Raw genomic sequence first — 21,759 nt, 5'->3', positions numbered from 1 at the left:
TTTAAATATTAAGATTTTTATAAATAATTTAAGGTGTTAGTGGGGGAGTTTAATGAGAAAATTGTCTACCATTCAACATGATGTGATCAAACAATTTTTGCTGACGAGAAAGGAAAACGAAGAGTCCTTTTTTGCCCATCCATCCTATCAATTGGAGCAAGAATTATTACATTGGGTAACCCAGGCAGACGAAGAGAAAGCTAGAGTTGTTCTTTCTAAAATTAACAATTTAGAAAGGGCTAGGCTTTCGACTAACCCTCTACGTTCTATAAAAAACTCTTTAATCTGTTCCTGTACACTGTTTACAAGAGCTACTATTAAGGCAGGAGTGACACCCGAGTATGCTTTCGATTTGAGTGATATCTATATTCGTGAGATTGAAAAGATAAACCATTCCAATGATTTACTTGACTTAGAATATGAGATGGTAATTACCTTCATAAAAGCGGTTCGCGATTACCGAAAAGATCCGTATCAAAATGAGATTGTTGATAAAGCAATCCATTATATTCATGATCATATATTACAGCCTATAACGCTAACTGAGGTAGCAGAGGCAACCAATGTTAACCCGAATTATTTATCTTCATTGTTTAGTAAGATAGTGGGTATCCCTATGAAGGAATATGTCAACCGAAAGAAAATCGAGGAATCCAAGTATTTTTTGGAACACACCAGTTCTTCTTTGTTAGATATAGCACTACTATTTGGATTTAGCGACCAGAGCTATTACACATCATTATTCCGAAAATATAATGGTATAACACCAGGGAAATACAAACAATTAGGAAATAACTCTTATAGCAAAAAATAACGAGAGGCAAAATGCCCACTCGTTATTTTTATAAAACGAAGAAATAGATACATAAGAAATGGAATAGACTACCGAAGAGAATGAAAATGTGAAAGATCTCATGAAAGCCCATATGCTTAAATTCTAAGAATGATGGTTTGAGCCAGTAAATTAATGCTCCTACCGTATATGCTAATCCACCTAGTATTAATAAAATCATCCCATTCCAGGTTAAGACATCTAATAGAGAGGAACTAAAGAATATAATAATCCAACCCATTAACACATAGATGCCAGTAGAAAGCCATCTCGGGGCATTAAACCAGATAAGCTTGTACAATATTCCTAGAATCGCCAAGCCATTAATGACAGCAAAGAGTACCCAACCTGTAACGCCATCTAGACTAATCAGACAGATAGGTGTATAGGTTCCAGCGATTAGGACAAAAATCATCGAGTGGTCTATTTTTCGTAGTAAGGCAATTATTTTATCTTTTGCTACAACCATATGGTAGGTAGCTGAAGCAGAGTAAAGTAAAATTAGACTAATCCCAAAAATAATAACTGCAGCAATTACAATTGGTGATCCGTACTCTTCCGATGCTTTAATAACTAATGCCAATAGACCGACAAAAGAAAGAATCGCTCCAAATAAATGGGTAAATCCGTTAATGGGTTCTCTAATATACATTTTAATTTCCAACACCTCTTCATGTAGTTTTAATAACTACCTAGAATAATACACCTATGATAACATCTAGTCAAGGTTTACTTTTAGTGTTGGTTTATCTTATAATTAAAGAAATATAATAATAGAGGAAATGATTATGGAAAATATAGATAACATATTAGAAAATTTACATTTGGAAAGCTATTTATCAGTTGAAGAAATGCCAGAGCTCGATCTATATATGGATCAAGTTATTCAACTATTTGAAAATAAGCTAGAGAAGTCGAAACGAAATGAAGAAGAAAAAGTATTAACTAAAACAATGATTAATAATTATGCAAAGGGCAAGTTGATTTTTCCTATTGAAAATAAAAAATATTCGAAGAGTCATTTAATCCTAATTAGTATGATTTATCAGCTTAAGGGTGCACTTTCTATAAAAGATATTATTAAAACGTTAGAAAAATTAAACGAAAAGATAGTGGAAGAAGATTTTAATGTAGAGAATGTTTATCGCAGTTATGAAAACCTTTCGAAAAATAATGCAAAGCAATTTAGCAATGATGTCTATGAATGCTTGGAGCAAGTGAAGAATGAGGTTGCTCCTATTAAAGATGAGGATTCAGAATATCTAGAGCAATTGCTACTAATTGCTTCATTAGTTAACATGAGTAATTACTATCGAAAACTAGCTGAACGTTTAGTCGATAGTATCACTCCACCAGCGGAAGAAAAGCCGAAGAAGTCGAAGAAAAAATCGGAATAAATGTAGGTGAAAATGTGAAACTGAGCATATTAGACCAAACACCAATTGCAGATGGAAAAAACGCTAAAGAGGCACTATTTGAATCCATTAACTTAGCTAAATTAGGAGACAGCTTAGGCTATCGTCGATATTGGATTGCAGAGCACCATGATTTAGATGGTCTCGCATGTCCCGCTCCCGAAGTGATGTTAGGGACTATTGGTATGAACACGGAGAGAATAAGGATTGGAGCAGGAGCTATACTGCTACCGCATTATAAGCCGTTTAAAGTAGCAGAGACATTTAATTTACTTGCTACCATGTATCCAGAACGAGTAGATTTAGGCTTAGGGAGATCACCAGGTGGTTCCGCAGAGGCATCTGTTGCATTATCAGGAAATTTCTTAGAAAATGTCCGTAAAATACCTGAATTGATTGATCAATTACAGCAATTTTTAACAGGAAGTTTTGCTGAGGATCATATGTATTCTAAAATCAAACCGACTCCAATTCCGGCCGTTTCCCCAGAAATGTGGTTACTTGGAACGAGTGAAAAGAGTGCAATTTTAGCAGCAGAGAAGGGGATGAATTATGCTTTTGGTCATTTTATGAGTGACCAGGATGCAACTCCAATCCTTTCTACCTATCGGGAATCCTTAATCTCGAAGCATCCTTCAAAAGATCCCAAAGTTATCCTTGCTGTTAATGTAATTTGTGCTGAAACGTCGGAGGAAGCTGAGGAGTTGGCAATTAGAAGCTATTACTGGGGGAAACGTAAAGGAGAATATTCGACTCCTGAAAATGATAAGAAACCGGCTGAAGACCAAAAGGACTATCGAAGAAGTCAACATAAAATGATCGTGGGAGATCCCTATCAAGTAAGCGAGAAACTAATGGCGCTTCAGCAAACGAATAAAGTAGATGAATTTATGATCTTAACAAATACCCCAACCTACGAAGAAAGAAATCGATCATATGAACTACTAGCAAAAACATTCCAATAATAGAATTCATTCATTGTTACTTGACCTTTTTCATCAAATATCAGGAAAATTTTACATTTTTTGTTTTTTGTTATTGTCAAAGTGCCAGAATTATTCTATTATTTTGGTAATAGATTCTGCTAGGGGGTCTTTTTATGAGATATCGACGTGATGAGGCGTTTCGTTTTGAATTTGGTGAACCACTTCCAATTATCTTTACGATTGACGAAATTAATGGAAAAGTAATTCATACATCAGATGGGAAAGCTACCATGCGAGATTTAAGCTTAAAAGGAATGAAAATTGCTACTTCACTATCTTTACCATTTGAATCCGGTAAAGATGTAAAAGTAACCGTTCAACTTCTTTTAAATCATCATCACTATACAATTCAAGGGGAAATCGTATGGAAGAAGCAGCGATTACAAGAGTATTATTATGGCATTCATTATAATACAAGTGAAAACACGAAGGATGCCATCTTAGATGACATAAAAATGATCGGGAAACGAATGGCTTAAATTTGTTAATCATGAATGAGATTCTGAAACCAACCTACAATTATTTAACATAGGAAATGGTAATCTATATAATAGATTGCCATTTTCTTTTGTTTTGAACCTATTTTTCCTTACTGTTAATCTGCTGTCAGTTAATACTAGACTTGTCGATTTAGTTTTGGTTATAGTAAAGTGTGCATATTTAAGTATTGTAACGATTATATTTATATGGACAAACTATATTGATTTGTGGGACACCACTTGGTTCACAGGAGGAGTAGGATGCAAGAGTGGATAACAACAATTATGGAGCAATTTGGCTATGCTGGGATATTTTTAATGATGGCGTTAGAAAATGTTTTTCCACCTATTCCATCGGAAATTGTATTACCATTTGGTGGCTTTATGACTACTAATTCGGAGCTTACTGTGGTTGGCGTCATCGTTACATCTACTAGTGGGTCTATACTTGGCGCAATTATACTATATGGTATTGGACTACTAATTGACGTGGAACGACTAGAGAAAATCGTAGACCGATGGGGACATATTATTCGGATTAAGAAAGAGGATATTCAGAAAGCTGACCGGTGGTTTGACAAGTATGGCTATTGGACTGTACTATTTTGTAGGATGATTCCACTGGTTAGAAGCTTAATTTCTATACCTGCTGGGATGTCGAATATGAACTTTACACTTTTTCTGTTGTTCTCTTTAATTGGAACGTTACTATGGAACATCATTCTTATTATGATTGGTGTAGTATTAGGCGAAAACTGGCAAAGTATCTTAGGATTTATGGATATATATTCTACTATCACTTATGCCTTTATCGCTATTGCAATTGTCATATTTGGGATTGTATTTTTGAATAAAAGGATTCGCAAATAAAGGGGAATATAAATGGAATTCATTGAAATTTTAAAGGCTATTGTTTTGGGGCTAGTAGAGGGATTAACAGAGTTTGCCCCTGTTTCTTCAACTGGTCATATGATAATTGTTGATGATATGTGGTTAAAATCAGAAGAATTTCTGGGGAAATACCCAGCTAATACATTTAAAATTGTAATTCAGCTAGGTTCAATACTAGCCGTAGTAGTAGTATTTTGGAAGCGATTTGTTGACTTGTTAGGTTTAAACCGACTATTGAATAAAGAGTCCATACCAAGCGGACAACGTTTGAAACTAACTCAAGTAATTGTAGGGTTAGTTCCTGCAGGAGTTTTCGGTGTGCTATTTGAAGATTTTATCGACGAATATTTATTTTCAACAGAGACAGTGTTAATAGGATTATTGCTTGGAGCAATTTTAATGATTATTGCTGATCGTTATGCATCAGCAAGTCCATCAGCTAAGTCGGTTGACCAGATAACCTATAAACAAGCACTTAGTGTTGGTTTAATTCAATGCTTCTCCTTATGGCCGGGTTTCTCAAGGTCTGGAGCAACTATCTCAGGTGGGGTACTAATGGGAATGAGCCACAGGGCAGCAGCTGATTTTACGTTTATTATGGCTGTACCGATTATGGCTGGAGCAAGCTTTCTATCACTGCTCAAAAACTGGCAGTATTTTACGATTGATGCATTACCATTTTTCATTGCAGGTTTTATCAGTGCATTTATCTTTGCTTTAATTTCAATTAAGTTCTTCTTAAAATTAATTGATCGAATTAAACTCGTTCCATTTGCTGTTTATCGTATTATATTAGTGGTTATAATCTTTGTGTTTTTCTTATAAGTGAAAAGGATCAAGTACTTCGCCGTGCTTGGTCCTTTTATTGTAGAACTGTTTATGCTTTTAAAAAATTTGTATCAAAATTAGAATAATCTCATACCCTGTATCATAACAATATTCATAAAAGTAAAACTGTTATATAAAAGGTGGTGTTCGTGTGAAGAAGCAAACGGAAAGGTGCCCTGAATGTGGAAGCCATGTTGATAATTTGGGCTTTACATTAGAATGTGATTATTGCTTATCCAAAAAAGAAGAGTAATTTTTTTTGATTAAATTGTTATATAACAAGTTTTATATATATAAATGTATTATAACAGTTGGAGGGGTTACATGATTCATTTTGTTCAAAGTGCTAGTAGTGTAGCAAATCAAGAAAAAGTCTTAACAGAGGAGTCACTTACTTTTTTAAAGGAACTTCATCATCGTTTTAACGATCGAAGAATTTCATTACTAGAAAATAGGAAATTATTGCAAGAACAGCTTGATAGTGGGGGCACACTAAACTTTTTGCCGGAGACTAACCATGTGCGAGAGGGCGATTGGACGGTTGCCCCTATCCCTTTGGACTTACAAGATAGAAGGGTTGAGATTACTGGCCCAGTTGACCGAAAAATGATCATTAATGCACTAAATTCAGGGGCTAATGTATTTATGGCTGACTTTGAAGATGCTTCATCACCAACTTGGGAAAATATGCTCCAAGGTCAATCGAATTTGCGAGATGCGGTACGAAGAGAGATAGATTTTGTTTCTGAAAATGGAAAATCTTATAACTTGAACGAAAAAACGGCAGTACTAGTTGTACGGCCAAGAGGCTGGCATATGGAGGAAAAACATATAACTGTAGATGGTGTGGCCATGTCAGCTAGTTTAGTTGATTTTGGATTATATTTTTTTCACAACGCGAAAGAGCTTATCCAAAAAGGAACCGGACCTTACTTTTACTTGCCGAAAATTGAACATTATAAGGAAGCAAGGCTTTGGAATGATGTATTTCTATTTGCTCAAGATTGGTTAGGGATTCCTACCGGTACTATAAAGGCAACGGTATTAATTGAAACAATTACCGCTGCATTTCAAATGGATGAGATTTTGTATGAATTAAGAGAGCATTCTGCTGGATTAAATTGTGGTAGATGGGATTATATCTTTAGCTTTATTAAGAAATTTAAAAATCATGAGTGTGTTATTTTTCCTGATCGCGCTTTAGTTACGATGGAATCGCCTTTTATGCGGGCTTATTCTTTACTAGCGATTGAAACCTGCCACAAGCGGAATGCACCGGCTATTGGTGGTATGGCAGCGCAAATTCCAGTAAAAAATGATAATGTTGCGAACAAAGTGGCCTTTGACAAAGTCTGTGCAGACAAGGAAAGAGAAGCCCGTGATGGCCACGATGGCACTTGGGTCGCTCATCCAGGAATGGTTGCGCTTGTTAGAGAGATTTTTGATGACAATATGCTGACTGCAAATCAGATTAATAAAAAACTAGATAATCATATTACAAGTAAACGGTTATTAGAAATACCACAAGGTGCTATTACAGAAAATGGATTGCGCACTAATATAGGCGTTGTTATAGAGTATATAGCGTGCTGGTTATGCGGTAGAGGTGCAGTGCCAATTAATAACTTGATGGAAGATGCAGCAACAGCAGAGATCTCCCGTGCTCAAGTGTGGCAATGGATAAGACATCCAAAGGGTGTGCTAGAAGATGGCAGACTAATCACCGTGGAGCTAGTAGAAGGAATGATAGAATCCGAATTAACTCGTATACGTAAAGAAGTTGGCGAAAGTAATTTTGCGACTGGAGACTATGTAGCTGCTTCGAATCTTTTTAGACAGCTCGTTAATAATGATGAATTTATTGAATTCTTAACCTTGCCTGCGTATGAGGCATTAATCAGTGAAGGGAGAACAGTATAATGACAACATCACGCATTCAGAAGTTATTAAGCGATTGGGAAGGGAACACTAGGTGGGCAGGTATAGAAAGACCATATACAGCAGAAGATGTTGTACGACTACGTGGTTCAGTGGATATTGAGTATACACTAGCGAAAAAAGGGGCAGAAAAGCTATGGGAAATGGTCAATAGTGATTCCTTTGTAAGGGCGCTAGGAGCATTAACGGGAAATCAGGCAGTACAGCAAGTGAAAGCAGGACTAAAAGCGATTTATTTGAGTGGTTGGCAGGTTGCTGCGGATGCTAATGTTGCAGGGCAGATGTATCCTGATCAAAGTCTCTACCCAGTTAATAGTGTACCTACTGTTGTTAAGCGCATAAATCAGGCTTTACAACGCGCTGACCAAATTCATTTTTCAGAAGGGAAAGATGACATAGATTGGTTTGTTCCAATTGTCGCAGATGCTGAAGCGGGGTTTGGTGGACAGTTAAATGTGTTTGAATTAATGAAGTCGATGATTGAAGCAGGAGCAGCTGCGGTACATTTTGAAGACCAATTATCTTCCGAGAAGAAATGTGGCCATCTCGGCGGTAAAGTACTTCTACCAACTCAAACTGCGGTTAGGAATTTAATTGCTGCTCGTTTTGCAGCAGATGTGATGGGAACACCAACTGTTATTATTGCAAGAACCGATGCGAATGCAGCCGACCTTATAACAAGTGATATTGATCCGACAGATGCTGACTTTATAACAGGTGAGCGGACCGCGGAAGGGTTTTTTAGAACCAAAGCAGGAATAAATCAAGCAATTGCAAGAGGGTTAGCGTACGCACCATATGCTGATCTGATTTGGTGTGAAACTTCAGAGCCGAACCTAGATGAAGCAAAGCAGTTTGCAGATGCAATCCATGAAAAGTTTCCTAATAAATTATTAGCATATAATTGCTCCCCATCATTTAATTGGAAGCAGAAATTATCAAATGACGAGATTGCTAGCTTCCAAGATGAACTTGGAGCAATAGGATATAGATTTCAATTCGTAACACTTGCTGGATTCCATGCGTTAAATCACAGTATGTTTGAACTCGCTAGAAAGTATAGTGAAACAGGAATGGCTGCTTATTCGGAGCTTCAACAAAACGAATTTGCTAGTGAACAATATGGGTACACGGCAACAAGGCACCAACGAGAGGTTGGAACTGGCTACTTTGATGAAGTTGCTCAAGTAATATCTGGTGGTACATCTTCAACAGTAGCATTAAAAGGTTCAACAGAAGAAGCGCAGTTTTAAGAACTAAAAATATAAAGGCAATAGGACAAAATCACTTCTACAAGAGATTAAAATATGAACAATAAACCCACTCCGATAATAAATTGTTGGTAGTAAAGGCAATTCATATTGGCGGAGTGGGTTTACGTGGTATTTTCATTAAATTCAGTCTGGGACATAACTAAATCAAAGGAATGTAAATACGGACAATTACCATATTTCTGGGGCGGGTTATGTGCACTAATAATGTTCGGATTTACTTTTGATGGTATTACTTTTGACACAGCTTTCTCTTGGCTTATAGACAAACTATTAGTACCTACTACTATCTATTGAAATCTATTTGTAACACAACTAAAATACTCATGAAACTATGAGGTGCTATACTACTAATTAACTAATAATAGACTTAATAGACTCGAAATATAGATAAATAGATTTAGTAGACTAGTAGGATGTCTCGGAAAGCGGGGGAAAGAAAGTGAAGAAGTCTTTCATAACAATTGCTACAGTTGCCGTAGTGGGCTTGACAAGTAATTTAGCTATTGATTCTGTACATGCAGATAATTTAAACAACCGTCAATCACAGATTCAAAGTGAGCGATCTGAAGTTCAAAGTCAACTATCCAATGCCGAAGCGCAAATCGCTGACGTAATGTTAGAATTAGAAGAATTAAATGAAGAGATTAAACAAGTCGAAGAAGCATTAAAGTCTAACCAACAAATGATCGACGAGACAAATGAACAAGTTAAAACTACTAAAGAAGAAATTGCAGAACTAGAAGAAGAAATTGAGAGACGTTACGATATTTTAAGTAACCGAATGGTTAACTACCAAAAAAATGGTGGTAATATTGGTTTTCTTGATGTGATTTTTGGTTCTAGCAGCTTTTCTGACTTCATTAGTCGAGTAACCGCTATTAATAAGATTACATCCTCAGATGCTGATTTAGTTAATCAATTAGAAGATGATAAAGTAGAAGTTGCAGAGAAATTAGCTGAGTTATCCGAATTGCAAACAGAACTTGAAGGTATGCAAGAAACGATTCTTACACAAAAGGAACAAAATGAGGCTAAGAAGAAAGAACTAAGTGATAAAGAAGAAAGTCTACAAGCTAAAATTGAAGAACTGCAAATGAAAGAAAGCCAACTAGCTTCCATCGAAGCACAGGTTAATCGTCAGTTAGCGGCAAAACGTACTGCCTCTAACCCGGTAGCTTCAACAGGTACTAGTGATACATCTAAATCTAACGGTTCATTAACACAGTTAAGTAAAAATAGTACGCAGAATAAACCTGTTGTTTCAAGCAATACTATCCAAACAGCGATCAATGCAGGTTACCCACATTTGGGTACACCGTATGTATGGGCTGGTAAAGGTCCTGGTGGATTTGATTGTTCTGGATTTGTATCTTGGGCTTATGGACAAGCCGGTGTATATCTTCCATCTAGTACGTCAGCAATGCAATACTCTGGTACACAGATTTCCTATAGTGATATCAAGCCTGGTGACTTAGTATTCTTTGATACGTATAAAAGAAATGGTCACGTCGGGATTTACATTGGAAACGGTAAATTTATTGGCGCGCAAAATTCAACTGGCTTAGCTGTTGCAGATATGACATCTGGATATTGGAAAAACCACTTTGCCGGCCATGTAAGACGAGTAGTTAATTAATTATTTACAATACATTCCTTTGAGGTCAAATTTCTCAGATTATGAGAAATTTGACCTTTTAAATTTATTTAGGACGTGGCGTACTTTTTGCTATCGTATAAAACAGTAGGATTGAAGTAGAATAAATCATGCTAATGAAATTCTCTTTTAGAAAGGAATTAGTATGAAAAACCAATCTTATCGTAACCCCGTATTTTATGTTTCCGTATGTGTCATATCTTTACTTGTTATATTAGGAGCATTTTTACCAAAGAGATTTCGTGAAATTGCTCAAACACTCTTTAATTTCACTACTATTAACTTTGGTTGGCTATATTTACTAGCAGTATTTGCTTTTATCATATTTCTTCTTGCACTTTCTATTAGTAAATATGGAAAGATACGACTTGGGCCGCAAAATTCAAAACCTGAATATCCTTTTTTTACTTGGATAGGAATGTTGTTCTCTGCAGGATTTGGATCAGGATTAGTTTTCTGGGGAGTTGCGGAGCCTATGTCACACTTTTTCTCGACACCTTTTCCTGACTTGGTAGGTAAATCCGAAGAGGCTGCAAGAATTGCGATGGGCTACTCTTTCTTTCACTGGGGAATTAGTCAATGGTCTGTATTTGCTGTAGTAGGATTAATTATTGCCTATAATCAGTTTAAAAAGGAAAAGAATGGCCTTATATCAACCGCTATTAAACCAGTGGTGGGTGGTCATAAAATAGTAAGGAATACCATTGATTCATTAGCCGTAATTGCAACAGTAATGGGAGTTGCAACATCGCTAGGTCTTGGTATCCTTCAAATGACTGGTGGATTATCCAGCACTTTTGGTATTCCGAATACTACTTGGATTCAATTAATTATAGCGACTGTCATGCTTGCTTTGTACCTGTTATCCTCTAGTACTGGATTAAATAAGGGCATTAAATGGTTAAGTAATTTGAATCTTGGTTTAGCCTTATTGGTGCTTCTATTTGTTTTCTTTGCTGGTCCAACTGTATTTATCTTAAATTCGTTTGTGCTTGGATTAGGTGATTATTTAACCAATTTTATAGAGTATAGCTTGCGATTAACACCATATCGGGGGGGAAGTTGGGTTCGTGATTGGACCATTTTCTATTGGGCATGGGCAATAGCTTGGTCTCCGTTTGTGGGGGCGTTTGTCGCAAGAGTCTCTAGAGGGAGAACAATCCGGGAATTTATTTTCGGGGTTCTTGTTGTACCGCCAGCCATTGCATGTTTGTGGATAGCAGCTTTTGGAGGGACAGCACTCTATAGTGACCTAATCAATGGAACGGGAATAGCTGAGGCTGTTAATAAAGATGTCGCCGTTGCTTTATTTGAGACATTTGGCGTAATGCCGCTTAAAACCATAATGTCTATTCTATCTATTTTATTAATATTTACGTTCTTAGTAACATCTGCTGACTCTGCGACTTATATTTTAAGTAGCATGACTTCAAAAGGTAGTCTAAATCCGGTATTAATCGTGAAAATTATTTGGGGTATTTTAATCACAGCGATAGCAGTAGTTTTATTATTAGCTGGGGGATTAGATGCTCTTCAAACTGCCTCCCTTATATCTGCATTACCATTCACTATCATATTAGTATTAATAGTTATTGCTTTTATCAAGCTTTTAAAAGACACCGAGCTTGCTAAAAAAGATGGAAAAGAACTGAAGTAGCTCTTCATATAGGAGAGCTACTTTTATTCATTCTCATGAAGCTTGTAATAAAAAGAGCTGTAAATCCAACGGTTCCAATTAATAATGCAGAGTAGAGAATAGTCGTTTCTGGAATGAATATAGAGCCAAGTAGAATCACCAAACCGTCGAAAGTAAGTATAAATAGGGCAACATTTATGGAGGTGATCTTAGATAAAATTAAAGCTAAAAGATCAGATCCTCCTGTACTAATGTTATTGATCAACATAATACTAATACCAATGCCAATCATAAATCCAGCACTAATACTACTTATAAATATTGGAATCGTGGAATACTCTGAAAGAGGTCGGAAAAAATCTATAAAAAAGGATGAAACTAATAGGCCATGAATACCATTATAAAAGTAATTCCGCTCATAAAAGAACGCAACGAGGTATAGAGGTATACTTAATACAATAATTGTTAGACCAGGTTGCAATTCAAAGGCATACTTGCCAATTAGGCCAAGTCCAATCATCCCCCCGTCCAATAAGTGATGCGGGATAGCAAAAAAGTTAATACCAATTGATATAAATAGACTCCCGCTTAATATGGCTATTATTTTTTGAATCAACTTTTCTAACCACCTTGTCCAAGTTATCATCCTATTGTATGAAAAACACGGAGAAATCATGAGAAATGTATGCAAATAATTTTGTAGACTCAAAGAAAAAGATAGAATATAATTATGATAGGGAGGTAGGTGATTCTCATGGGAAGGTAAACCTATATGTTTATAAGAGACGATTTGAAGATGTTCTCATTCCCTATTGGATGGAATCATCTACAGATTGGACGGTTATTATATTAGATTGATAAATATCAGGAGGTGAAATCCTCTGTATCTAATGATACGAGGATCTTAATTGGATATAGTTAACTTACTGTGGGTTGCTGCATTGATATTGCTAACCGCATTCTTTGTAGCAACCGAATTTGCTATTGTAAAGGTTCGTTCTAGTCGAATAGACCAATTAATTGAAGAAGGTAATTCTAGAGCGGTTAGTTTGAAAAAAATTGATGACAATCTCGATGCTTTTATAAATGTGTGTCAGATTGGTATTACAATTACTGCACTAGGACTTGGATGGTTAGGTAAAGATTTTGTAGAGAAAACAATCCAACCAATTTTCGTTAATTTAGAATCGGCTAGTTTATCTAGTTTCCTAGCATTTATAATTGCCTTTTTCATAATTCTGTTTGTACGTGTCGTTTTAGGTGAATTAGTACCGAAAGTTATAGCTACGAATAAACCTGAAGTATTAGCTTTAAGCTTGGCGAAGCCTCTACTATTTGTTCGGTTCATCTTAACTCCTATTACGTTCATTTTGAATGGAACTGCAAAGCTATTCGTTCGCTTACTTGGGTTTAAATCCGTTCAAGAAAATGATGCACATTCGGAAGAAGAATTACGTTTAATTCTTACGGAGAGCTACAAGAATGGTGAAATAAATAAAGCAGAAATGATGTACGTGAATAATATTTTTGAATTTGATGAACGTGTCGCAAGAGAAATCATGGTACCACGAACCGAAATGGTTTGCTTTTTTAAAGAAGATAGCTATGAGACGAATATTAATGTCATCCGCGAGGGGCAATACACAAGGTATCCAGTAGCTGATGGAGATAAAGACCATATTATTGGACTAATCAATATTAAAGAATTATTCACAGGACATATAACGAGTGAAAAGGAATCCATTGAACCGCATATTCGACCGATTCTTCATGTATCAGAATCAACACCGATTAAACAAGTATTATTACGTATGCAGAAGGAACGTATTCATATGTCTATCGTTGTTGATGAATACGGTGGAACTGCAGGTTTAATTACAGTTGAGGACATCTTAGAAGAAATCGTAGGAGAAATCCGTGATGAATTTGATACGCATGAGACCCCGATGATTGAGGAACTAGAAGACGGTTCTATTGTAGTTGATGGTAAAGTGTTATTATATGAAGTTAATGAGTATTTAGATATTGACCTTGATGAAGAAGAAGTGGATACAATTGCTGGATGGATCATTAACCATAATGTAGAAGCGAAAAAAGGTACTACAGTGGAACATGATAGGTATCAGTTTATAGTAGAAGAAAACGATGGTTATCAAATTAAGAAAATACGTATCGTAAAATCAGAGTTAACTCAGGACCTAGAAGAAGGTTCACTAGAGTAGCAATCTATGAATAGTAAGCATTGACGCACTGTAAAAGTATTGCAGTGCGTTTTTGTATGGTTAAAATATAAGTTGGAAATCTGAAACCTTCGCGCTAATTGACTCGTATTAAAATATTAAAACATGTTATAATTGCATTAATTGTCAAATTATTATAATTACTGGGGGTATAGAAATGGAGAATATTAAACTAGCAAGGGAAGCATTAAATCGTGTAATCTACGGAAAAGAGGATGTGGTAGACCTTCTTTTCACAGCAATGTTTGCAGGAGGGCATGTTTTACTAGAATCGGTTCCAGGAACTGGTAAAACAAAGCTAGCAAAGAGTTTCGCTAAAGTAATGGATGGTAAGTTTAGTCGTGTTCAGTTTACACCTGATGTACTGCCTAGTGACGTAACTGGGATTCGTTTCTTTAATCCAAAAACACAAGATTTTGAATTACGAGTTGGTCCAGTAGTATCGAATGTACTTTTAGCCGATGAAATTAACCGTGCAACACCAAAAACACAATCGAGTTTATTAGAAGTAATGGAAGAATATCAATCTACAATTGATGGTGAAACGATTAAAGTAGACGCACCATTTATTGTAATTGCAACTCAAAACCCGGTGGAAAGCAACTATGGAACTTTCCCATTACCAGAAGCTCAATTAGACCGTTTCTTGTTTAAAGTAGATATCGGATACCCAACAAAAGAAGAAGAAAAACAAATCTTAACCACTTATCGCATGAATGACCCATATGAAGAGATTCAAGCAGCTTTATCTTTAGAAGAGATTAGAACCGTTCAAGAAAATATTAAACAAATCACTATCTCTGATGTTGTATATGATTACCTACTTGATTTAGTTCATGCTTCAAGAAATCATCATGATGTTGAATTAGGAATTAGTCCAAGGGGGATGCTGGCACTAATGCGAGCAAGCCAAGCACGTGCATTTTTACAAGAAAGAGAGTTTGTTACGCCTGATGATATTAAGAGACTAACACCGTTTGTCTTTGAACATCGTTTAATATTAACTATGGAAGGATCAATTAAGAAAACTTCCGAACAGGTAGTAAATGAAATCTTAGAAGCAGTTCCAGTACCTGTTGAAGAAGGAGCAGTATCACAATGATGTGGAGAAAGGAAGCAGGGACAGGAGATTCTAGAAGCTTTGATTATATCCTTCTAGCGTTAGGTGTATTCTTTATTATCGGTGTTATTTTTAAATCTGCTGTTGTCTTCATAGCAGTTGGAATTTTTGCTGCTTACTTAATTGCTTATAAAATATACGACAAAAGTGTTATGCGGAGTCTCTCCTTAAAGAATAAACAGCGAACCGTTAAGCTTTTTCCTGGAGAGGAAGAAAGCTTTAAGTTTGAGATTGAAAACAGATCGATGTTTCCTTTAATAAACGGTGAATTTACATTTCAAATAGGATCCGCCATCAAAGCCTATACATTAACAAAGGAAGAGGAATACTGGAGAGAGTTACATCTACCATTATCTATCATCCAAAAGAAGAAAACTATTTTAGAGTTTCCTATACGTGCTGAGCAACGGGGCGTTTCTAGAGTGAAAAATATTTCATTCGATTTTCCACATCTCCTTAATTTTAGCAGGGTCCGGCTTCGTTACTATGATTTTTTTCAAACGGAATTTATTGTCTATCCGAAGCTATTACCTGTTCAAGGAGCAAATGCGGTATTTCACATGATGCCAGGAGATAGTCGCTTGAATTACTCACCATTTGAGGATGTTCAAAGTCCATTAGGTACTAGAGATTATAGCTATAGCGATCCTTTTCATAAAATTAATTGGAAAGCAACCGTTAAAACACAAAAAATACAAACTAATATTTATGAAAAGGTAGTGGATCGAACCTTTGTATTCATTATTAATTTAAGTACAGAAAATGACAAAAACATGGTGAGCTTTAATAAGAACTTAGAAAATATTTTATCTTACACAGCATTCCTGAGTGAATACGCGACAAAAATGCGAATTCCATTTGAAATCTACATTAATGCAAGAAGGCCTGGAAAAATACCATATGTTCATCTGCATGAAGGGGAAGGGAAAACACATTACATGCATGCACTTGAGATGTTGGCGAGAGTACATAAACAAGCCCCTATTTTACCATTTAATAAACTGCTTTTCCATATTGGCAAGCAATTTATAAAGCCTAAGACGATAATCTTTATCGGTGATTTACCTGGTGCTTCTATGGAAATGATGAATTCATGGAAACAAGTTCAAAACAGTGTTTATCAGGTGGTGGAAGGAGAAGGTGGAGCAGGTATACGGCCAGTAGCAAGGGAGGCTAAAAGGAATGCAACATAATCATCCTCTTATAGCCTATGCCTATCACTTTTTGAGTGAGGCAATCTTAATCTTTATGATTACGATACCAGTCTTTTATCATCGGTTTTTCTTTGTTCCTTATGGAAGCTATCTAGCGGTAATTGCTGCAGCGTGTATACTTTTTTCCATTCTTACTAAGTTAAAAGCCCATCTAAAAGTAAATATCGTAGTTGCACCAATTTTGTTTATCGTATTTTCTCTATTAGATTATCCTTTTGTCTTCAGTGCGTTATTCTCTGTCTTTCTAGTTTGGAGTTATATAAATATACGGAAACAAGAGGTCATAAATAGAGAAGCCCTATATATTCTCTTGACTGTATTCGCGACTGTAATTGTAAGTATTTTTGTTCATGATAGCCAAATTATGATGTTTCCTTTCTTACAATTTGTCCTATTATTCTTCGGATACATAGCTAGTCATATGGTTCATGTTGTAAAAGAAGATAGAAAACAAATTGATAGAAAAATCCCGGGATATTTTGCTGGTTTATTAATAATCGGTGCTGGATTATTTTTTATAGCTTTTCCTTTGCTAAGGCAAATTACAGTTAAAATATGGCAAGGCTTTATAAACTTAGCAGGGGATGTAATTCTCGGCGTATCCAACTTCTTAAGCTTCTTTGAAGTTGAGAAAAGAGGGTGGCCAGAACAAACACCCGAGGAAGCTAAGCATGGAGATGGGTACTGGGATGAGTTACAGGAATATAATGTCTTAGAAGAAATGTCAGGGTTATTAGTTATGGGAGTAATTTTGGTTTTACTTTTCGTATTTGCTTTAATAATAATCAACTACATACGAAAACAAGTGAAGAATAGACTGATCAATGTTGATGTAGAATTAGCAGAAAAGAAAAGCCCTATTCCTATACACCGTGAGGCAATTGTAGAAAATGAGAGTAAATCAATATTTAAACGAAGGAAGAAAGAGCCGAATAACCCAATCCGAAAGATGGTCTTTCAATTTGAAAGAAAAGCAACTAAATTTAATAAAGGTAGAAAGTCACATGAAACAATTGAGGATTGGTTTAAACGTATTGGGGTGGAAGCGGACATCAATATCTATCAACGCGTACGATATGGTGATAGAAAAGTAAGCGAAAATGAACAACAAGCATTAAAAAGTCAGCTAAAATCAATGGAACAAGTTATTTCCGTAAAATAAAATACCTGAGGGTGAAAGCAATGCACGAAAAGCATAACTATGTAACTCATGCCTACTATTTCATTAGTGAATCCATTATCATATATTTGGCATTACTGCCTATTGTATTTGCTCAATTTGAAGATGTGTCCGTATGGGCATATCTAGCCCTGGTATTGGGCATCAGTATCGTGTATGCTTTTATCGCAAAACAAACGGCAAATTACCTTCCATATATTTTATCCATACCAATTCTCGTTTTTTTTCTACAGTTTTTAGGGTTTGCATTAGGATTAAGCATTGTATTTTCATCATTATTTGCTTGGAGATTTATTTCGATAAGAGGCAAGATGGGTGCTGCATATGAACCAACCTACCTTGGAGCGACCATTCTTTTGACACTTCTTGGCTTAGTAATCATGCGTGACTTTGAGGTTGTCATATTCCTTATCACACAAGTTGTTGTTGTCCTGTTCGGGTACACACTTAGAAATCTGCTTAATACAGAACCAGAAAAACGACGTACCTTTAATCGGACAGAATGGCTAAAGTGGGGAGGATTCTTTGGAACTACTACTTTATTAATTTACTTATTTTCTGATACACTTGCCATGATTACGTCAAAGATCTGGGCAGGAATTGGAGGCGTATTAACGTTATTTGCAAGTGGTATAGCAAAACTATTTGAGTATATAGGTATAAGTGAATTCTTTAAAAAGGGTATAGACCAGATGGAACCACCTGAACCTACAGGTTTTGCGAATAACGAAACGATTGAAACAACTAGTAGAGAGCATTCGGATGGAGTAGATGTTAACGTTTTAATCTATATTTTCTTTGGAATCCTTATTCTAGTATTTTTCGTGATATTGTATAAAACATTTCGGGAAAAGGCATCTGAAGCCGTGTCAAATGACTCTTTAAATTATGACATACGAGAAGAAAAGCTAACCAATGATGACCAATCTGATAGAAGATGGTTTAAAAAAAGAAATAGAAGACCAAATCACCCAATACGTAAGCTGGTATATGAATTTGAGAAGAAAGCAGCTAAGCTTGAACTAGGCAGGTTGCGTCATGAATCAATAGAAAACTGGTTCGATCGTCTTGACATAGAAGGTGATATTCAAGTTTATCAGAAAGTTCGTTATGGTGATTACGAAGCAACTACTGAAGAGGAAAATGATTTACGAGATTGGTTAAAGGAAATGGAAGCAAGGCTAGAAAAGTCCTAGTAGCAGGACAAAGCCTAGTATTTGAGAGAATATCGTGTTATAGTAATTATATTAAAGTTTTCTAGGGTTCCGCATTTCTATGGTCTGGTCCGAGAGAAAACGCACGGAAGTGTACACGGAGGGAGAAAAGCCCGGGAGGATATCAGTAATAGTGATATCTATTCCCGGGCTTTTTTCTATGTTAACAAGTGGAAGTTAAATTATGAGGCTCTCGGTGTCTTTCCAATTTCTTATAGAGGTGATGGTATGAATAAATACTGGAATTTAGTTTGGCTTGGCGTGATATTTGAGATTGGGTGGGTAACAGGATTAAAGCATTCTTACAATTGGTGGACTTGGGGATTAACCATCCTAGCAATTTATATTAGTATACATGCACTCGTAGTCGCCTCTAGCAAATTGCCAACTGGTACTACCTATGCTGTATTTACTGGGATGGGAACAGCGGGTACGGTTCTAATGGAAATGATCGTTTTTAATGAGCCTTTTCAAGTTGTGAAAATAGGGCTGATTACATTGCTACTAGTTGGTGTGATTGGACTAAAAATGGTGACAAAGCAACCACAAGAAAAAGGTGGAGTATAAATGGACTGGATAGTTTTATTGTTAGCTGGTGTAGGAGAAGTTCTAGGTGTAACAGGAATAAGTCAGGTTAACAAGAAAAAAAGTATTGGTAGTTATGGATTATTAATTGGTGGATTTGTATTAAGCTTTGTGTTATTAACAATAGCTATGCAAACAATTTCTATGGGTACGGCTTATGCGGTTTGGGCAGGAATTGGTTCAGTTGGTAGTGTCGTAGTCGGTATGATTTTTTACGGAGAGTCTAGAGACTTATTACGAATACTATTTATTGGGATGGTTTTAACAGCAGCTGTTGGGTTAAAACTTATATCCTAACAATACGAAAACAGTAAGAACAACCAGAATAGACACGAACAGTGAAGTAACAATATAGAGTGTGGCTGTACGGTAATCTTTCATTAAAAGCAGTTGAACTACCTCATTTCCAAAAGTAGAAAATGTAGTATAAGACCCGCAAAAGCCAATTCCTAAGAATAGCCACAAATAATCTGAAATCATATGAATAGAGTGGAAGTATATAGAAACTCCCAATAGCATAGAGCCAGTTACATTAGCCAACCATGTACCAACCAGTCGTTTATCTAGTTTAATGGAAATGTAAAAACGGAGGATGCTTCCCAGAAATCCTCCTAAACTAATCAATAGGATATTCATGATCATGCCTGCCTTTTATTCGCGAGTCTAAACCCAAGGAAACTTAAAAAAATTCCACCAAGAACACTTATCCCAACATATACAAAAGCTAAAAATAAATGATGATATGCTAAATGGACTGTTTCCAAGGCGAAAGTGGAGAAGGTTGTAAATGCCCCAATTAAACCTGTAGTTAACCCTATGAAGACAATGTTTGATACATTATTTTTTATTAGTGGACTATTTAATAGAAAACCTAGCAAAAGGCAACCAAGCAAATTAGCAACCAGTGTTCCAAAAGGAAAATAACTATCACTTTCAAATAGAATGGATATGGCATATCTTCCTAAAGCACCAATTACACCACCGATGCCAACACCGAGGTAAAGATTTAAACGGTTTGGCATCCTGGGCATAATCCATAAATCTCAAATTTATGGTCCTCGATTTCATAGTTACTAAGAGACTTTCTAACCTCTTCCATAGGGCATACTTCAATTTCTTTCGTTTTACCACATTCTTTACAAATGAAATGGTGGTGGTGATGATGCGTGCAATTCATACGGAAATGTTTTTCCCCATTTAACTCGGTTACTTCTAGTATTCCTACATCATGGTATAGATGGAGATTTCTATAGATTGTATCAAAGCTAATTCCTTCATAGGTTTCTTCTAAATGCAGAATAAGATCTTTAGCAGTACGATAACCATCTTCATTCTCGAAATATGTTAATATATCTTTTCTTTTTCCAGTAGTTTTATAGCCTTTTTTCTTTAACAGTTCAATTGCTTCAGAGGTTTTCATTCTACTGCCCCCAATTTAGTTACATTCACTTTTTTATAGCCAATTGCTATTAATAATATAATAATGGATACGACAACAATCGTTCCTCCAGGAGGAATATTTAAATAATATCCTGAGATTAATCCTATCATAACAGCTAGCTCACCGAAAGCAATAGCTAGAAACATCATTTGCTTAAACCCTCTAGCAATTCGCATACTTGCGGCGACGGGGAGTGTCATTAGTGCGGATACCAATAGTACACCTACAATTTGGATGGAAGCTGCTATAACTAGCGCCGTTAGAATGATAAATAGTAAATGTATTTGTTTAGAATGAATGCCTGAAACTTTAGAATGCTCTTCATCGAAGGATAATGTGAATAACTCTTTATATAAAAAGGTAATGATTAGCACAACAAAAATAGTGATTGTAAATATAGTAATAAAATCTGCTTTACTAACTGCTGATGCTGAACCGAAAAGATAATTCATAAGTTCTGTGTTAAACCCATCTGCTAAAGCGATAAAAATAACACTTAATCCTACACCACCAGAAAGGATAATAGGGATGGCGATTTCTTGATACGATTTATATACACTACGCAGCTTCTCAATGAAAATCGAACCTACTACGGAAAACAGTAATCCACTGTATATCGGTGGAATCATGACTAGTGCATATCGTTTTTCCAAAAATAGACCAAATGCGATACCAGCTAACGTTACATGTGATAAAGCATCAGCAATTAAAGACAGGCGTCTAACAACGATAAAGGTTCCTAGTAATGGTGCAATAATACCAATTAAAAGCCCCGTCATAAATGTTTGCCTTAAAAAATCAAACTCTAATAAATCTGCTAACATTCGTTTTC

23 protein-coding genes and 1 riboswitch are annotated in these 21,759 nt (G+C 35.9%); of the genes, 17 read left to right on the top strand and 6 right to left on the bottom strand.

Translation table 11 applies throughout. The features are described from left to right. The first annotated feature begins 52 nt into the window (after nt 1-52). Nucleotides 53-814: a helix-turn-helix transcriptional regulator gene (locus TE34_RS05015; RefSeq protein WP_047983730.1), complete on the top strand. Its 762-nt coding sequence runs from the start codon at nt 53-55 to the stop codon at nt 812-814. A 28-nt stretch (nt 815-842) separates the two neighbouring features. Here the strand turns inward: TE34_RS05015 and trhA are convergent, their stop codons facing one another. Further along, entirely contained in the window at nt 843-1,490 is a 648-nt protein-coding gene (gene trhA, locus TE34_RS05010) for a PAQR family membrane homeostasis protein TrhA (protein ID WP_157037582.1), read from the bottom strand. A 130-nt stretch (nt 1,491-1,620) separates the two neighbouring features. Here trhA and TE34_RS05005 point away from each other — a divergent pair, with 130 nt between their 5' ends. The 9 genes from TE34_RS05005 to TE34_RS04965 all read left to right on the top strand — a co-directional run bounded on the left by TE34_RS05005 (nt 1,621) and on the right by TE34_RS04965 (nt 11,954). Further along, entirely contained in the window at nt 1,621-2,229 is a 609-nt protein-coding gene (locus TE34_RS05005; RefSeq protein WP_047983728.1) for a DUF1836 domain-containing protein, read from the top strand. 14 nt (nt 2,230-2,243) lie between these two features. Beyond that, nucleotides 2,244-3,212: an LLM class flavin-dependent oxidoreductase gene (locus TE34_RS05000; protein WP_047983727.1), complete on the top strand. Its 969-nt coding sequence runs from the start codon at nt 2,244-2,246 to the stop codon at nt 3,210-3,212. Between the two features lie 134 nt (nt 3,213-3,346). Beyond that, the gene (locus TE34_RS04995; protein WP_047983726.1) at nt 3,347-3,712 is read left to right on the top strand and encodes a PilZ domain-containing protein; all 366 of its coding nucleotides are present in this window, start codon (nt 3,347-3,349) and stop codon (nt 3,710-3,712) included. A gap of 261 nt (nt 3,713-3,973) precedes the next feature. Next, nucleotides 3,974-4,582, top strand: a complete 609-nt coding sequence (locus tag TE34_RS04990) for a DedA family protein (RefSeq protein WP_047983725.1) — start codon at nt 3,974-3,976, stop codon at nt 4,580-4,582. Between the two features lie 12 nt (nt 4,583-4,594). Next, nucleotides 4,595-5,428, top strand: a complete 834-nt coding sequence (locus TE34_RS04985) for an undecaprenyl-diphosphate phosphatase (RefSeq protein ID WP_047983724.1) — start codon at nt 4,595-4,597, stop codon at nt 5,426-5,428. Between the two features lie 327 nt (nt 5,429-5,755). Continuing rightward, nucleotides 5,756-7,351, top strand: coding sequence for a malate synthase A (aceB, locus tag TE34_RS04980; RefSeq protein ID WP_047983723.1), 1,596 nt, complete (start codon nt 5,756-5,758; stop codon nt 7,349-7,351). Continuing rightward, the gene (gene aceA / locus TE34_RS04975; RefSeq protein ID WP_047983722.1) at nt 7,351-8,622 is read left to right on the top strand and encodes an isocitrate lyase; all 1,272 of its coding nucleotides are present in this window, start codon (nt 7,351-7,353) and stop codon (nt 8,620-8,622) included. Before aceB ends, aceA begins: the two co-directional genes overlap by 1 nt. Nucleotides 8,623-9,082: 460 nt before the next feature. Further along, nucleotides 9,083-10,279: a C40 family peptidase gene (locus tag TE34_RS04970; protein ID WP_047983721.1), complete on the top strand. Its 1,197-nt coding sequence runs from the start codon at nt 9,083-9,085 to the stop codon at nt 10,277-10,279. Between the two features lie 163 nt (nt 10,280-10,442). Then, nucleotides 10,443-11,954, top strand: coding sequence for a BCCT family transporter (locus TE34_RS04965; RefSeq protein ID WP_047983720.1), 1,512 nt, complete (start codon nt 10,443-10,445; stop codon nt 11,952-11,954). A 4-nt stretch (nt 11,955-11,958) separates the two neighbouring features. On the opposite strand, the gene TE34_RS04960 is transcribed toward TE34_RS04965, so the two are convergent. Further along, nucleotides 11,959-12,549 (bottom strand): YitT family protein, encoded by a 591-nt coding sequence (locus TE34_RS04960; protein ID WP_047983719.1) that lies wholly within the window; start codon nt 12,547-12,549, stop codon nt 11,959-11,961. 292 nt (nt 12,550-12,841) lie between these two features. Here TE34_RS04960 and TE34_RS04955 point away from each other — a divergent pair, with 292 nt between their 5' ends. The 7 genes from TE34_RS04955 (at nt 12,842) to TE34_RS04925 (ending at nt 19,783) form a co-directional block, all read left to right on the top strand. Next, the gene (locus TE34_RS04955) at nt 12,842-14,155 is read left to right on the top strand and encodes a hemolysin family protein (protein WP_047983718.1); all 1,314 of its coding nucleotides are present in this window, start codon (nt 12,842-12,844) and stop codon (nt 14,153-14,155) included. A 175-nt stretch (nt 14,156-14,330) separates the two neighbouring features. After that, a complete protein-coding gene (locus TE34_RS04950; protein ID WP_047983717.1) occupies nt 14,331-15,275 on the top strand; it encodes an AAA family ATPase in 945 nt (314 codons plus the stop codon). Continuing rightward, a complete protein-coding gene (locus TE34_RS04945) occupies nt 15,272-16,486 on the top strand; it encodes a DUF58 domain-containing protein (RefSeq protein ID WP_047983716.1) in 1,215 nt (404 codons plus the stop codon). The genes TE34_RS04950 and TE34_RS04945 overlap by 4 nt, the downstream gene beginning before the upstream one ends. Then, nucleotides 16,476-17,669, top strand: a complete 1,194-nt coding sequence (locus TE34_RS04940) for a hypothetical protein (RefSeq protein ID WP_047983715.1) — start codon at nt 16,476-16,478, stop codon at nt 17,667-17,669. The genes TE34_RS04945 and TE34_RS04940 overlap by 11 nt, the downstream gene beginning before the upstream one ends. 20 nt (nt 17,670-17,689) lie before the next feature. After that, on the top strand, nt 17,690-18,883 hold the full coding sequence (locus TE34_RS04935) for a hypothetical protein (protein WP_047983714.1): 1,194 nt from the start codon (nt 17,690-17,692) through the stop codon (nt 18,881-18,883). A gap of 50 nt (nt 18,884-18,933) precedes the next feature. Beyond that, a riboswitch (guanidine-I (ykkC/yxkD leader) is annotated at nt 18,934-19,023 on the top strand. 106 nt (nt 19,024-19,129) lie between these two features. Next, nucleotides 19,130-19,468, top strand: coding sequence for a DMT family transporter (locus TE34_RS04930; RefSeq protein WP_047983738.1), 339 nt, complete (start codon nt 19,130-19,132; stop codon nt 19,466-19,468). Further along, on the top strand, nt 19,469-19,783 hold the full coding sequence (locus TE34_RS04925; protein WP_047983713.1) for a DMT family transporter: 315 nt from the start codon (nt 19,469-19,471) through the stop codon (nt 19,781-19,783). Here TE34_RS04925 and crcB read toward each other — a convergent pair. The 4 genes from crcB to TE34_RS04905 are packed head-to-tail and all read right to left on the bottom strand — an operon-like array spanning nt 19,766 to nt 21,751. Beyond that, nucleotides 19,766-20,122 carry a fluoride efflux transporter CrcB gene (crcB, locus tag TE34_RS04920; protein WP_047983737.1) on the bottom strand — a complete coding sequence of 119 codons (357 nt, stop codon included), beginning with the start codon at nt 20,120-20,122 and terminating at the stop codon, nt 19,766-19,768. The two genes, TE34_RS04925 and crcB, sit on opposite strands and share 18 nt — an antisense overlap. 2 nt (nt 20,123-20,124) lie before the next feature. Next, a complete protein-coding gene (locus TE34_RS04915; protein WP_047983712.1) occupies nt 20,125-20,508 on the bottom strand; it encodes a fluoride efflux transporter FluC in 384 nt (127 codons plus the stop codon). After that, a complete protein-coding gene (locus tag TE34_RS04910) occupies nt 20,493-20,906 on the bottom strand; it encodes a Fur family transcriptional regulator (RefSeq protein ID WP_047983711.1) in 414 nt (137 codons plus the stop codon). Before TE34_RS04910 ends, TE34_RS04915 begins: the two co-directional genes overlap by 16 nt. After that, nucleotides 20,903-21,751, bottom strand: a complete 849-nt coding sequence (locus tag TE34_RS04905) for a metal ABC transporter permease (RefSeq protein ID WP_047983710.1) — start codon at nt 21,749-21,751, stop codon at nt 20,903-20,905. The genes TE34_RS04910 and TE34_RS04905 overlap by 4 nt, the downstream gene beginning before the upstream one ends. Nucleotides 21,752-21,759: the final 8 nt, after the last annotated feature.

Origin of the sequence: Ornithinibacillus californiensis (assembly GCF_001038485.1) — a bacterium.
GTDB lineage: Bacteria > Bacillota > Bacilli > Bacillales > Amphibacillaceae > Ornithinibacillus > Ornithinibacillus californiensis.
The sequence above is the reverse complement of the archived record's forward strand: the minus strand, read 5'-3'. Positions and strand labels throughout refer to the sequence as shown.

What these genes read in the sequence shown, in the direction of transcription:
- aceA (WP_047983722.1), top strand. Translation starts at nt 7,351, where the DNA reads ATGACAACATCACGCATTCAGAAGTTATTAAGCGATTGGGAAGGGAAC.
- TE34_RS04965 (WP_047983720.1), top strand. Translation starts at nt 10,443, where the DNA reads ATGAAAAACCAATCTTATCGTAACCCCGTATTTTATGTTTCCGTATGT.
- TE34_RS04905 (WP_047983710.1), bottom strand. Translation starts at nt 21,751, where the DNA reads ATGTTAGCAGATTTATTAGAGTTTGATTTTTTAAGGCAAACATTTATG.
- TE34_RS04990 (WP_047983725.1), top strand. Translation starts at nt 3,974, where the DNA reads ATGCAAGAGTGGATAACAACAATTATGGAGCAATTTGGCTATGCTGGG.
- TE34_RS04915 (WP_047983712.1), bottom strand. Translation starts at nt 20,508, where the DNA reads ATGCCAAACCGTTTAAATCTTTACCTCGGTGTTGGCATCGGTGGTGTA.
- TE34_RS04995 (WP_047983726.1), top strand. Translation starts at nt 3,347, where the DNA reads ATGAGATATCGACGTGATGAGGCGTTTCGTTTTGAATTTGGTGAACCA.
- TE34_RS04930 (WP_047983738.1), top strand. Translation starts at nt 19,130, where the DNA reads ATGAATAAATACTGGAATTTAGTTTGGCTTGGCGTGATATTTGAGATT.
- TE34_RS04945 (WP_047983716.1), top strand. Translation starts at nt 15,272, where the DNA reads ATGATGTGGAGAAAGGAAGCAGGGACAGGAGATTCTAGAAGCTTTGAT.
- TE34_RS04950 (WP_047983717.1), top strand. Translation starts at nt 14,331, where the DNA reads ATGGAGAATATTAAACTAGCAAGGGAAGCATTAAATCGTGTAATCTAC.
- TE34_RS04910 (WP_047983711.1), bottom strand. Translation starts at nt 20,906, where the DNA reads ATGAAAACCTCTGAAGCAATTGAACTGTTAAAGAAAAAAGGCTATAAA.
- TE34_RS04935 (WP_047983714.1), top strand. Translation starts at nt 17,690, where the DNA reads ATGCACGAAAAGCATAACTATGTAACTCATGCCTACTATTTCATTAGT.
- aceB (WP_047983723.1), top strand. Translation starts at nt 5,756, where the DNA reads ATGATTCATTTTGTTCAAAGTGCTAGTAGTGTAGCAAATCAAGAAAAA.
- TE34_RS04940 (WP_047983715.1), top strand. Translation starts at nt 16,476, where the DNA reads ATGCAACATAATCATCCTCTTATAGCCTATGCCTATCACTTTTTGAGT.
- TE34_RS04985 (WP_047983724.1), top strand. Translation starts at nt 4,595, where the DNA reads ATGGAATTCATTGAAATTTTAAAGGCTATTGTTTTGGGGCTAGTAGAG.
- TE34_RS05005 (WP_047983728.1), top strand. Translation starts at nt 1,621, where the DNA reads ATGGAAAATATAGATAACATATTAGAAAATTTACATTTGGAAAGCTAT.
- crcB (WP_047983737.1), bottom strand. Translation starts at nt 20,122, where the DNA reads ATGAATATCCTATTGATTAGTTTAGGAGGATTTCTGGGAAGCATCCTC.
- TE34_RS05015 (WP_047983730.1), top strand. Translation starts at nt 53, where the DNA reads ATGAGAAAATTGTCTACCATTCAACATGATGTGATCAAACAATTTTTG.
- TE34_RS04925 (WP_047983713.1), top strand. Translation starts at nt 19,469, where the DNA reads ATGGACTGGATAGTTTTATTGTTAGCTGGTGTAGGAGAAGTTCTAGGT.